11 protein-coding genes are annotated in these 12835 nt (G+C 46.7%); all 11 read right to left on the bottom strand.

The features are described from left to right. Positions 1-34: 34 nt before the first annotated feature. Positions 35-2251, bottom strand: a complete 2217-nt coding sequence (locus tag NFI81_RS23435; RefSeq protein ID WP_234615910.1) for a TonB-dependent receptor family protein — start codon at positions 2249-2251, stop codon at positions 35-37. A gap of 21 nt (positions 2252-2272) precedes the next feature. Beyond that, entirely contained in the window at positions 2273-3415 is a 1143-nt protein-coding gene (locus tag NFI81_RS23430) for a DUF3179 domain-containing (seleno)protein (protein ID WP_234615909.1), read from the bottom strand. Positions 3416-3526: 111 nt separating this feature from the next. Then, positions 3527-4744, bottom strand: a complete 1218-nt coding sequence (locus NFI81_RS23425; protein ID WP_234615908.1) for an MFS transporter — start codon at positions 4742-4744, stop codon at positions 3527-3529. Positions 4745-4763: 19 nt separating this feature from the next. Further along, positions 4764-7535 carry a TonB-dependent receptor gene (locus NFI81_RS23420; protein WP_234615907.1) on the bottom strand — a complete coding sequence of 924 codons (2772 nt, stop codon included), beginning with the start codon at positions 7533-7535 and terminating at the stop codon, positions 4764-4766. 13 nt (positions 7536-7548) lie between these two features. Continuing rightward, on the bottom strand, positions 7549-8124 hold the full coding sequence (locus NFI81_RS23415) for a carboxymuconolactone decarboxylase family protein (RefSeq protein ID WP_234615906.1): 576 nt from the start codon (positions 8122-8124) through the stop codon (positions 7549-7551). Positions 8125-8154: 30 nt separating this feature from the next. Then, positions 8155-8712: a carboxymuconolactone decarboxylase family protein gene (locus tag NFI81_RS23410; RefSeq protein WP_234615905.1), complete on the bottom strand. Its 558-nt coding sequence runs from the start codon at positions 8710-8712 to the stop codon at positions 8155-8157. A 141-nt stretch (positions 8713-8853) separates the two neighbouring features. Further along, positions 8854-9408: a hypothetical protein gene (locus NFI81_RS23405; RefSeq protein WP_234615904.1), complete on the bottom strand. Its 555-nt coding sequence runs from the start codon at positions 9406-9408 to the stop codon at positions 8854-8856. 97 nt (positions 9409-9505) lie between these two features. Continuing rightward, positions 9506-10252: an SDR family NAD(P)-dependent oxidoreductase gene (locus NFI81_RS23400; RefSeq protein ID WP_234615903.1), complete on the bottom strand. Its 747-nt coding sequence runs from the start codon at positions 10250-10252 to the stop codon at positions 9506-9508. A gap of 298 nt (positions 10253-10550) precedes the next feature. After that, positions 10551-10883 (bottom strand): hypothetical protein, encoded by a 333-nt coding sequence (locus tag NFI81_RS23395; RefSeq protein WP_234615902.1) that lies wholly within the window; start codon positions 10881-10883, stop codon positions 10551-10553. A 143-nt stretch (positions 10884-11026) separates the two neighbouring features. Continuing rightward, positions 11027-12199: a glutathionylspermidine synthase family protein gene (locus NFI81_RS23390; protein WP_234615901.1), complete on the bottom strand. Its 1173-nt coding sequence runs from the start codon at positions 12197-12199 to the stop codon at positions 11027-11029. Between the two features lie 10 nt (positions 12200-12209). Beyond that, positions 12210-12821, bottom strand: coding sequence for a Cj0371 family chemotaxis-regulating polar lipoprotein (locus tag NFI81_RS23385; RefSeq protein WP_234615900.1), 612 nt, complete (start codon positions 12819-12821; stop codon positions 12210-12212). Positions 12822-12835 lie beyond the last annotated feature (14 nt).

Genomic DNA, 12835 nt, shown 5'->3' with positions numbered 1-12835 from the left:
ATTAAAATAATGCCAGACGTAGACTACCAGTGTGTTAAATCTTGATCCCAAACGACAACCCAAAACTCCGCCCATCCGAACTCCAAACGCCTGCGCCGGGATACATGGTGGGGCGTTTGGTGAAATATTGTTTATCGGTAATGTTGTTCACACCCATACGCAATGTGTAATTGCCGTTGATATGCAATGTTGCATTCAGGTCAAGGAGCCCGTAACCCGGCACTTTACCAATGGTGCCATTGGCGGAAGGCTCAACTGTGTTTAAGGGGTTGGCAAAATTGGAGCTTACGTAGCTGTATTGGCAGGTTACGGACAGTTTTTTATACAAAAGCTGCACACCATTCCGGGAAATCCAGGTTGGGACGCCTTCTACATTGTTGCCTGCTACGCTCGTATTTTCGCCATTTACAACCGCATTTCCTTTCGTGTAACTCGCGTCAAAATAGGAGGTTGAAGTAAAAATAGACAGTTCCGTGGGCGTGGATGACGTGTTGATGCGGAGTGGCACATATTCAATGTATGCTTCCACGCCACGTGTGCGCGTATCGCCGGTTACCGTGCGCAGAATGTACGCGTTTGCGCCTTCACGCATGGAAACGGTTCCCATCCTGTTGTTGATCAGAACCTGGAAAATGCCGATGTCGTACCGCAGGTTTTTCGTGCCTCCGCTGATGCCTGCTTCCACATTATAGCCATATGCGTCTTTCAGATTTTTATCCACTTTTTCCAAAACAGACCCTGGAATAATGTCCTTGAAAACAACCGGCCGATACGCCTGTGAAATGCCTCCGTAAATGCGGTTCTGGGGATCCAGCCTGTATTGCGAGCTTATTCCGAAAAGCGGAAAATTGTGTTTGATCTTGTTGGGAAGGTTTCCCGGATCATAATAACTAATCTTTCCCGTCATGTCCGTGGCGCCATTTTCATAACGCAATCCCGGTGAAACGGTCCACCTTGGCGTCAGATAGATCATGTTTTCCAGAAACAGCGCAACATTATTCGTCTTCATATAGAGATCTCTGCCAAAAGCCGGATCTGTCAATGTCAGATCAAAGTCGCTGCCGGTTGTGCCTTTGCCCAGTTGCCTTCTGCGCAGATTATTATGCATGATCTGCACGCCACCCGAAAGCACGTTTTTAAATCGGGCAATGTCATAATGATGTAAAATCCGAAGTTCGGAGGTGAAGCTTTTGAAATTATCAATATCAACCTGACGCGCTTTGTAAGATTTCGTTGCGGGATTAATTGTATCGGAAACATTGGCAAATGCATCAAACATGACGCTGTTCCGCGATCCGTAAACGCCGGAATTGGTAAACTTCAACTGTGTTTCCGGGCTGATCTGCCAATCCAGAACGATGGACGGAATGTAAATGTCGGGGTTAAAAAAGTTTCTCGAACGCGTCGATTGCCTCGGATCAGCCGCAAACATGGCGTCGGTCAGCGGGCCTGGAATTTGGTACACATAAGAAGAGCGTCCTAGTTCCGCTTTAATGCGCAGTGACCTGTTGAATTCATAAGCCAGACTTATAAACTGAGATTCCGCATCCGATTTGGCATTCCTTCTGTATCCGTTTGAATGTCGTGTTTGGTAATATGCCGAGTAAACAAGCTTCCCTACTTTGCCGCCAATGGCATTATAGGAGCTGAAAAGCCCGAAAGACCCCACCGAATTAATGCTTTCGAAGGAAAATGCTTTGGTTGTATCCGGACCTTTGGTCACATAATTGATCATACCGCCAAACTGCGCGCCATACTGCAGCGAAGAAGTGCCCCTTACCAGCTCAATGCGCTCGATGGATTCCATGGCCGGGCTGTAATGGCTGGCCGGATAACCGTACATATCGGAATTGGTGATGACGCCATTTTGCCGGATGTTGTATTCCCAGGAACGGTGCGGATCCAGCCCGCGGGTTGAAATGTTGATCTGATTTCCGCTTCCATCCATGTCATAGACAAACACGCCCGGAATCTTGGCGAAAATCTGTCGGCCCGTTTTTTCGGCGATGTTGCCGTTCACACCGCCCAGCTGGATTACTTCACTCTTTTTTCCCGCGTGAATGTAGGCGTTCTGGACATCGGGAAGGCTTTCGGTATGGATTACATTTTTACGTTCTTCAATCGTTACTTCGTTCAGGTCCAGCACTTTCTCGGCATCCTGTTTTTTATTTTGATTTTCCTGCGCAAATGCGACTCCCAAAGATCCCGAAAGCACAACCAGCGTAATAAGCGTAGATTTAATGTTCATCATTTATTATACTAATTCAAAAATTCAATATTGCTGTGTATGAGGGTGAAAAGTCCGCCAACTGTGCCAAAATTCCTGATATGCATTCACCCGTTTCAGATCTTCGCCATCCCCCGAAACACGTTTTCCGAGCAGATTGTAAGCAGCATTTTGCGCATATAGTGTATCATTCCGAACGGCAATCTCCTGACCGGCTGGCTTTTGAAATGCAAAAAAACTCTTGTTATCAGCTGCTATCACCACGGCGACCGGCGTCACCCCAACACGATCATTAATGACGCGCTGCTTAACCAGCTTATTCCAGTCAAATGCTTTGCTGTCTTTTCCGGCTTGCACACCCACGACCCAGGATTTCTCTTTCCAGGCAGTTGTATCCGTTTTGGTCAGCGTTGATTTTCCCTTTCCTGACTCATAGCGGCTCATGGAATCATATTTGGCTTGATAAGTCGGGTCGGGCTGCATGATTTTGCTATTGGGATGAAGTTTAAACCATTGCGAAACGGTGGTTTGCGTCGTTGGGAGTTCGGGCAGCATTTGTCCTTTTAGTGGTCCGGCAATGGCTTCCCCGTTCGCTTGTCTCCACCAGCTTCCGGTATTTTTGTCTTCAAACATGGCATTGAAATGATCCATTCCCACAAGTCTGAATTCGTCCGGCTTTCCTTCCACAATGGGCTCAAAAACTCTTCCCGTGCGGCAAACAGTGCAATAGGTTACTATCACCGGTTTACCGCCGAGCACGTCGCGCACCTGATGATGGTAACCGATAAATTGGATGGGATATGCTTTGGCCTCACCATTAGCTTCGACGCCAATCACGAGGCGTTCGTCTTTCACTTTATTTTGAGAAGCATTGTGTAAAATCACTTGGGAAGGCTGATAGAACATTGTATCAGCCGCCATTTCATAGTTTGTGCCATAGGTCACCGCCCCCGCAACAAACAGCAAAATCAATGTTACCCACTTTTTGTTTCCAGATAATGCCGTGGTGCAGCCTGCAATGATCATCAGCCAGAAAACGATCCGGAAAGCCCATCGCCACGAATGCAGAAAGTAAGCGATTTCAATGCTGTTCATCCGCTGACTTCCCGGCATCGGCATAATAAAATACACCTTTGCGATCTCGTATAGGATGATTCCCGCAATGCCCAGGTAAAGTAATTTTCTCATATATAGGAAGGTCTGAATTGCTGTATCAGTGATAGTTTAAGAAAAAAGAAACGGATTCGCCATATGGCAAATCCGTTTGCCTAATTATTAACCTATGATAATATACTATCTTTATTTGCTTCTGGCAGTGACGATCAGCGCCACCAGGAACGGGATCGTGAACACAAGTAATGCATTCCCGAAACCTCCCAAAACCGCCACCAGCGAGCCAATGAAAAACACCGCCGTGGCCGTAAAGAACCTTCCCACATTAAAGCAAAAGCCCGTTGCCGTTCCCCGGATCGAAACCGGGAACAGCTCAGGAATATAACTTGACAACGCGCCCTGGCTGATCCCAAAACAGAAAGCCAGCAAGGCTGTTTCAAAGTAAATGATGCTGGAAAATGTGCTGTTGGTCAAAAACAAAATGCAGCACATGATCAGACAAGTGCCAAAAGTGAACATTAAGGTGGCTTTTTTACCAAATTTATTAATCAAAATCCCGGAAAAAATCCCGCCGGTAATGCCGCCTATGCCCAGCAAAATCATCACCAACCCCCGCTCCTTCTGACCGTCCTGACCTGCTGCTAGCAATGTCTGCACCCAAGTTGGTAACCATGAGAAAATCCCCCAAAGCCCGATCAGCACGGAACCGAAAATCAGAGAACCGGAAAGCAAATTGGCTCGGTTGCTTTCAAAAAACAGGCCTTCCGGCTTTTTGGTGTTAGTTTTTGTCAAACGCCATTTGTCCGATTCGGGTAGCAGGAAAAACACCAGCACAGCAATAACAACCGGGATTACGCCCACTGCAAAAGCACTTCTCCAATCTGAGAAAATCAGGTTCAGGCTGCCTGTTGTTACAATCCCAACCGGAAAGAAAACGGCCAGAATTCCCAGCATAACCGCTTTATTTTTGTCTTGCCAAATCTCTGAAATGTAAACGGTGGTGATCAGCAAAACGCCGCCTATGCCCATCCCGGCAAAAAACCGCAATGCCAGCAAGCTGTACCAATCCGGAACAATGGTTACGAGGCAAGTGGAAACGCCATAAAGCCCAACGACCAATGTCAGTGATTTCACCCGTCCGATGCGGTCGCTGACAAAGCCAAACAAAAGGCCGCCGACCATCCAGCCATACAGGAATATCGCATTCACATAAGCGCCGATCTCACCAAGTTCAGCCTGGGAAACTGCCTGCCCTTTGAGTTCAGGAATGGCAACGGGCAAGTAAACCGACATCAATGTAGAAACCGTCCCGCTCATCATGTAACTCACTACGCATAAGCCAAATGCGAGCCATTTCGAGCTTGTTTTCTTTTCTTCCAGATTGGTTAGTTCCAATGTTTCCATGTGCTTTTTGAAGCTGATATTATCTGAAAAGCTGATCGAAATTGAGACTCACATAATATAATCCGCCCACTGCCGGAGAGCCGTATGCCTGCACAATGTATTGGTTTGTCAAATTCGATGCACCCAGTTTTACGATCGTTTTCAGGCTTGGAATGCGATAGCTAACTTGTGCATCCAGCAAGTTGTAGCTCTTCACTTTGCCCGGCTGCATTTCGGTGAATGTGCCATACCAGTCGAAGCTGCTTTGCCAGTGCCATGCCACATTAAATCCGATTTTGTCAGTCACTTTAGAATTTCCGAAGATCACGTTGGTTTTCCATTCCGGCGTGTTGAATGCGGGAACGTTGTTTTGATCTGCGTCGCCAATGTTGAAATCGATCCAGGTTGCGTTGGCACTGATCTTGTAATTTTTGGGAAGCGAGTAAGTCAGTCCCGCGCTTACGCCTTGAATTGAAACTTTATCGGCTGCATTGGTATAAAGTTGAAAAAGCTGTCTATCGGCTCCCAACAATTCAGCAGCAGCAGCTGGATTCACTTTTCCATCCGGCAAAAGAATGTCTGATTTCGCCCTCGCCACAACGGTGTTGATCATGAAATCCGTGTATTGGCTATAATAGTAATTGACGTCAAATAGCAGTTTTTTAGCAATGATTCCTTTATAACCAAACTCATAGCTTTTCACTTTTTCCGATTTGATATAAGGAACATTTGATTTCACCAGCTTGTCTTTATTGTTGGCAACGGCTTGTGGAAATGGCGTTCCTTTCGCCATATCAGCGCCAAAAGCACTTGCAAATGCCCCGAAAGAAGCAATGGTCACCGAGTTTTCATAAGCATTCAATCCGGCAGAGTTAACCGGCGCACCACCCAGAATGATGATCGGGCCTACATTCAGTTTAATGTATTGATCGCCAATGGTCGGGTTGCGGAAACCGGTCTGGTAGGAAGCGCGGAAATGATGGTTTTCATTCGGAGAAATAACCGCCGATGCGCGTGGCGTAAAACGGCCGTCAAAATTCTCATTCTTATCATAACGCCCCGAAACAGTCAGTTTCAAAACATCTTTCCAGAGCGATTTGGAAGCTTGGGCAAAAACACCGTATTCTTCATTAGTGAGGTTTTTGTCTTTATCATCAAAAAGCGTCCCGCCCGTGTTCAGATAATATTTGCGATAATTTCCGCCTACCTGGAAGTTGATGAACTTTAATACTGAACTGAAATCATACATTCCTTCCACATGGCGCAGGCTGCATTCGCTAAGAATTCCGGCACCGGCCAATCCGCGCGTCTGGATCAGGCGATCTTTGGCGGTGTTATATTCGCTGGATCCGGGCAAAATCCGGCCCTGATCCGCAAAAGCGCGTGCCAGAGAATGGTCTTTGCCCGTTACTGAGGCAACGGCACCATTGTAAGCAGCCGTATATCTTTCAAACCAGGTTGCATCGGCTTTGTCGGGAGTAACTGTGTTTCCTGCAAGGTCTTTTACCCAGGTTCTGTTGATCTGCTGACCCAATGCGCGGGTATTATATGAGTTTGTCGAACGCTCCTGATTGGAGTAAGCGCGAATGTAAAAGTTGCTTCCTTTCAGTTCGATCCTGTGTTGGATAAATTTGAAATCATTGATTACGAAGCGGTTACTGCCCGTATATTGCGCCGTTCCCTGATTGAAATTCCCCTGATAAATGGCTTCCAGCTTGTCGGTAATGCGGTAATGCAATGCGCCGAGCAGTTTCAGGCTGTAAACGCCATAAGTTGCCAGATCTTTTTCTTCATAACCTGTGCGGGAAACACGTCCGATGTTTGGAATTGTTTGTGCCACTTCATCGCCGTAAATGTTCAGCGCGTTTTTGCCGGGGTTGTTAGGGCCTCGGTTTGCTGCTGGTGTGTTGGGGTCAATGTCGGTGTAATCGTTTGCATACCAGTCTGTTCCTTTCAAGTAGGATGCGGCTGCCTTAAATGCAAATTTGTTGTTGAATGCTTTGGCATAACGAACAGCCAGGTCATACATTGGTTTTGCGCCCAGATCAGTTCCGTCGCCAATGTGGTTGACGCCAAATTTCGTTTGCGCGCTTAACCCCTGATATTCAAATGGATTTTTAGTGCGTGTATTAAGCATGCCGTTGAAAGCGATAGGACCATATAACGCGGAGGCTGCGCCTGGAATAAGTTCTGCGCTTTCTACGTCAATATCATGAGGGCCAAAAAGATTTCCCATCGCAAAACCGAGTCCTGAGGGCTGATTATCAACGCCGTCCACCAGTTGCAGGAAACGGCTGTTGCCCGTTGTATTGAATCCCCGTGTGTTAATTTGCTTATAAGTAAGGCTGCTGGTAACCATATCCAGCGATTTCATATTGACCAATCCATCAAAATAATTGGCGGATGGCGTTTGCTGAACGGCACGGGAGTCCATTTTTTCAATGCTGACCGGTGAACGCAGAATGCTCTCTTCCACCCGCGACGCTGTAACCACCACCTGATTAAGTTCTTCTGCCGAAGGCACAAGATTCACATTAATTGCCTGAGCAGAAGCTACTTCCACTTCCTGACGCGCATAACCGATCAGCGAAACCACCAGCGTGGCGGGGATGTTGGTTTTCAATTCAAAAAGTCCTTCCGAATTCGTAACAGCGCCTGTGTTCTTGCCCTTTACAGAAACGGAAACACCCGAAAGTGGCTTTTGGCTGTCATTGTCGATAATGTGCCCTGAAAGCTGCGTGGATTGTGCCAATGTGCTTTGCACGAAAAACACGCAGAGTAGTGAAAGCAATAAAAGTAGAGTTCTTTTCATAGAGGAGTTGAATTTATGAGGGTTGTTTTTGTTGTTTCAAATGGTCGTAACCGTTGGCCAGCCTGTTGTAACCGTTGTCTACCAGGCGTTGGCCGAGGCCTTTATAAAAATCAGGATTGGAAGGCGCAATGGTGGCCATTCCGTCTACATAGCGGTTGTACAGGCAAAACAGGGCTGCTATCAGCACTGTGTCGTGAATTTCAATGTCCGTCGCACCATTGTCTTTGGCAGTTGCAATAGCTTCCGGCGTTACGGCTTTTCCGCTCACCTGAACTTGCCTGGCTATTTTCAGCAAGGCTTTCATTTTATCGCTTACCGGCGTGGCATCAATGTCCTGCTTCATGATTTCGCAGGTTTCGGTGTCGCCTATCAGCAGATCAGCGGCGGCAGTGTGTGCAGCAGTGCAAAACTTACATTCGTTATTGTGCGAAACGATCGTCGCGATCAGCTCCCTTTCGCCGGGAGTCAATGTGGATTCGCCTCTCAGGATAAATTGCGTGAGTTCGCGGATCGGCGCGGCGGTTTCCTTGTTGTATTCCAGCAGACCTGTTATTCCCGGCAAATGTTCCGGCAATGGTATATGTGGCATTGCTATTAAGTGAAAGTGATTTTGGATAAATTATTCAGCTACTTTTTCAACCGAAGGAATGTAACCCTGGAAGGCCATACGTTGACCCATTGCACGGTAATCCTCGTTTTCCTGAGGCGCCCAGGTGCCCAGCCCATCCACGTAGCGATTGAACATGCAGAATGATGCGGCAATCAAAACCGTGTCATGGATTTCGCGGTCGATGGCGCCTTCTGCGCGGGCAGCGGCAACGTCTTCTTCGGAAACTTCCTTACCGCTTTTCTGCACTTTGGCGGCAATATTGAGCAATGCACGCAGTTTTGGCGTCACAGGAATTTCCTGAAAACCATTTCGGATGTCAGCGATTTGGTCCAGATCGCAAGCCAAATGCGCCATCGCAGCCGAAGCATGCGACATGTGGCAAAACTTGCAGTCGTTCAAATGGGAGACGTAAGCGGCAATGAGTTCACGTTCGGCACTGGTGAGCGGTGACTCGCCGCGCAGCAGGGTGTCTGCAAGCCAGCGAAGCGATGAAGCCGTTTCCGGACGGAAATTGAATAGGCCGACGATCCCCGGAAGTGATTCGTCAGGCAATGTGATATGCGCCATTTTGAAAAAATCTGTTGTTAGTAAAAGATTTCTTCTCCTTTTGCAGCCGGACCAAAAACAGCCAATCTATGCTGATTTAAGGTTCAACTTTGAAACACTTCCATAGAAATGCGGTCAAACAGGAGACTTGAAATGATGTTACTAAGCCAGATCGGGTGGCGGCGAGGGAATGGTAAAATGTCTTTCGGACAAAGTGAAATGTGCTGATGATACAGCAACTTCCTGGGCAGGCGCCCATTCGAGTAAATAAAATACATGTTTCCTGTCCTGGGACATGTATTCTTTTACAAAATTTTTGAGAATGTTGGAATGCTGATCCTTCTGCGGATTGGGCGCATTGCCGGTTACCTGATCATTGATTTTGGTAGCCAAGTCACTGAAACGTTCGCGGGCGCCCTGATCAAACTCGCATTGCACATAAAGCGTATCGTTGATCAGCTGGCGGCTTTTCATTTGATAATAACGCCCTTCATGCAAAATCTGACCTTCAACCTGTTCCGGTGCATCCCAGTTGGTCTGGTAAGGAACGGCAACCGGCACTTTAATAACAATGTTCTGCGAATTTTCTGACTGATGAATCAGGTCCTTTCCGCGCTCACTAATGGTATGCGTTTCTTCCGACAGGTAAACTATCGAATAGCCTACCATGTTGTAAAGCAGCAACCCCAAAAGCAGTATGGATAAAATCCTGCGCAATGTTGTAATATTAAAATTTGGTCAGAATATGCAAATGTATAAAAAGCAACAGGAATAGCAAATAGCCCATTGCCTTTTCATTACTTTTAAGTTCAAATCAGTACGTGGCCCTTCCTCCGGAGAGATCGAATGTGAAGCCAGTGGTGAAACTATTTTCCGCAGAAACAATGAATGCGGCCATATTAGCAGCTTCTTCCAGCGTTCCACAGCGTCGCATCGGAATTTTATCCGTCATATATTTCACCTGCGCATCGGGCATAGCGTGCACCAGCGGCGTTTCAATCACAGCCGGGGCCAACGCATTAATGGTTATTCCCGTTTCCGCATATTCTTTTCCCTGGACTTTGGTCATGCCGATAACAGCAGCCTTTGAAGCGGAATAAGCCAGCATTCCGGCATTTCCTTCCTTTCCGGCAATGGAGGCAATGTGTAAAATGCGGCCGTAATGATTGGCCAGCATGTGCGGCAGAACGGCCTTTGAAGTATAAAAGCTGCCCATGAAATTAATGTCGAACACCTTTTTAATGTTTTCCGTGCTCACTTCGTGACTTTTGACATTGGTAGCGCCTGTTATTCCTGCGCAATTGATCAGAATGTCAATTTTTCCAAAGCGTTCGATGATCTGTTCCACGGCTTTTTCTACCATTTCCTGGTCGGTAACATCAACGCTGACAAACTCTTCCTTGTCGGGATTGCCAATAAATTCTTCATGTAGGGCTGCTGTATTCTGATCGAAAAGACCGACATAAGCTCCTTCATTCAAAAGCTTATGGGCAATCACAAGTCCCAAGCCGGAGGCAGCTCCTGTGATAATTGCAACTTGTGCATCAAAACCGATTTTCATGGATTTTTTATAAACGTTAAGTAACTTGGCTATGGGCCAAGTTTAAAAGCATTGTTTTTGTGCTTTTTAATCGTTTATACTACAAATGCAGGTCGAATGAAGGGAAATTTTGTAAGATTGGAGAATCGCGGGCGGTTTGCAAGCCGTGAATTGCGATGAAAAATATAAAAGCGGACTAAACAACTTCATTTTCATATGAAAGTTATTTGTCCGCTTTATAAGTGAAAATCCGAAGAGAAATTGATTTGCAATGAAGCCGTTATTATCCTTTTTGCAAATTATAAACAGGATTGAGTTTTTATACTAATTCCCTTTCAAATTGCAAGCCAATGTGGGCTGCGGGGAAACTCAATACGGAATTGAATTCATTAACTGCTTGATTTACCTGCCTCTGTGTGATCCCGCTATATTCCATCACCAGTAATTTTGCTTGTTGCGTTGTCAGCCTTTTCAGCTTCCAAAACTGCGGATGATTAATACCAATGGGTGCACGGAAATATTTTTCCTTCGGCTCCCTGATCAATATTTCGTATTCTGTGCTGCGTTGTGGATTGTCGTGCAGGAAATAACCTTTGACTATGACTTTGACCTCTCGTCCGCTTTTTAATTGAAAAATTTTCTCGTGTATCATGACTGGCTATGTTTAAGAATTTTCGGAATGCGCTGATGTGGTTATACATCAACAGCATTACAAACTTTGCCAGACAAAATGATTATTTCCCAAAAAGATGAGCAAACGGTCGTCTCAGTTAGTGTGCGGTCACTTTCAAGGGATTAGTCAACCAGGTGACCCACGAATTGTGCTTTGTTATCCAGGATTTTCCCACCCCGGCGAAAGCCCAGCGCACAAGCCTCGCCTGCGTAGAAGACGCCCGCCTGATACGAATTTCCGGCCCCATCGGTTGGAAAATCCAAGTATTCCTGATAGATCTTTTGCTGATCATCGTATTCACCGTCAACGGTTTCCAGCACTTCGCCTCCTTTTTCGAGGATCGAAACATTAGCTCCTTCACGACCGAAAAGCACTTTTCGCACTGATTTTTTATGCGGCAATGCATATCGCTCCGTTTGAAGCAGCAGCGGGTGATATGGGTAAAGGTCCCACAAGACTTTAAGAATATATTTCGATTGAAACAAAAGCGTATAGGCCGGATTGAGGATCACAGCTTTTCGATTTTTCACAATTTCAGTAAGCATGACAGCCAGCTCCGGTTCATCATTGCCGATATACTCCCAGGGAACAAGCTTAAACCAAAAATCAAAGCGCAGAAAGTCATTGGAGTCTGGCACCATTTTGAAAATGCCTTCGCCATTGGAAAACTCAACTTCCTCTATATAAGCAAAATCCGTGTCAAATCCAGCCTCCCTTGCGGCTTCGGTTAGTAAAGCAACATTGGTGTCGTCCTCCGGGTAACCGCGCATGGTGGAGAACAGAATAGAGGCGTCCAGATCATTATTTGCCTCTTTGAGGAAACGAAATTGGTTTATGAGCGTCTCATAAAGTGTGTTGAACTGCTGCGATTCGTCCAGCCCGTTCATGCGCAAATGCGCCCACTGCACAACAGCCGTTTCGGGAATACAGGTGGCTGTATCCGCATTGAACTCGATCAGTTTAACAGGCTCGCCGTCGATGCCGCCGGCCAGGTCGAAACGGCCATATAAGTGAATGTGGCGGTCGTCCTGCCAGGAGAGCTCGATCAGTTCTCTGAGGTTTTCAGGAATGCCCATTTCTTTATAAAGCTGGTTATCAATGGCATATTGCCCGGCTTCAACCAGCATTTCATACAATGTTCCGGCAGCCTCGTAATATTGAACAGCCTGCTCCTCGTTAACGACAACGACGTCGCTCACCACATAAGGAGCCGTGTCGGCACCCAGCATCCAATCCCAGCCCACTTTTTGTAGCCCTTGTTCCGGGTGATTGGGAAGCGATTTTAATTTGATCATAATCCTGATTTTAACCTCCGCTTCTGCCTGAGGAACGTCCGAAGAAACCATTTCTGCCGCCTTTGGGACGGGAAGTCACCATGCGGGTTGTGCGGGAAGCATTGGCCTGCTGCACAGCGCCTTGCGACTTGCTATAAGCGTTAGGATCTGCGTAAAATCCTCTGGCGGCACTGCCGTTTCCACGATAGTTGTTCATGTAGGCATTGTTGGAACTTCTTCCAAGCATATAACCCATCCCGCCGTATAAAAGCATGGTAGACAGGCCGCTATGGTGCCCCACGGAAGATTGGTTGTTGCGAATTTCATCGTCGATCAACGCTTTGGCTGCGGCTGTGCTCAGCGAATCGGTGTGGCCATCGAGATAAGTGACAATGGCAACGGACTTGTCTGCTTCAACGCTTTCTTCATCTGTGATCTTGAATTCTCCGGGCTTAACCTCCTTAATGTGCGAGCGGATGCCTTTGGAATAATTGGTCTCTTCGTAACTGTAAGCTTCTTCGTCTTCATTGGAACCGCATCCCGTCATTCCGATCCCGGACGATAAAATGGTGAGTGCCAATGCGCTGCTGATGCTTATATCTTTGGCCCTTTTGAGGAAAGAACCCTTTCGTAATTGCGTCATTTGATTAGGTTTTT

The organism is Dyadobacter fanqingshengii (assembly GCF_023822005.2).
GTDB lineage: Bacteria > Bacteroidota > Bacteroidia > Cytophagales > Spirosomataceae > Dyadobacter > Dyadobacter fanqingshengii.
The sequence above is the reverse complement of the archived record's forward strand: the minus strand, read 5'-3'. Positions and strand labels throughout refer to the sequence as shown.

Coding starts and splice junctions, on each gene's coding strand:
- NFI81_RS23435 (WP_234615910.1), bottom strand. CDS start 2,251: ATGATGAACATTAAATCTACGCTTATTACGCTGGTTGTGCTTTCGGGA.
- NFI81_RS23430 (WP_234615909.1), bottom strand. CDS start 3,415: ATGAGAAAATTACTTTACCTGGGCATTGCGGGAATCATCCTATACGAG.
- NFI81_RS23425 (WP_234615908.1), bottom strand. CDS start 4,744: ATGGAAACATTGGAACTAACCAATCTGGAAGAAAAGAAAACAAGCTCG.
- NFI81_RS23420 (WP_234615907.1), bottom strand. CDS start 7,535: ATGAAAAGAACTCTACTTTTATTGCTTTCACTACTCTGCGTGTTTTTC.
- NFI81_RS23415 (WP_234615906.1), bottom strand. CDS start 8,124: ATGCCACATATACCATTGCCGGAACATTTGCCGGGAATAACAGGTCTG.
- NFI81_RS23410 (WP_234615905.1), bottom strand. CDS start 8,712: ATGGCGCATATCACATTGCCTGACGAATCACTTCCGGGGATCGTCGGC.
- NFI81_RS23400 (WP_234615903.1), bottom strand. CDS start 10,252: ATGAAAATCGGTTTTGATGCACAAGTTGCAATTATCACAGGAGCTGCC.
- NFI81_RS23395 (WP_234615902.1), bottom strand. CDS start 10,883: ATGATACACGAGAAAATTTTTCAATTAAAAAGCGGACGAGAGGTCAAA.
- NFI81_RS23390 (WP_234615901.1), bottom strand. CDS start 12,199: ATGATCAAATTAAAATCGCTTCCCAATCACCCGGAACAAGGGCTACAA.
- NFI81_RS23385 (WP_234615900.1), bottom strand. CDS start 12,821: ATGACGCAATTACGAAAGGGTTCTTTCCTCAAAAGGGCCAAAGATATA.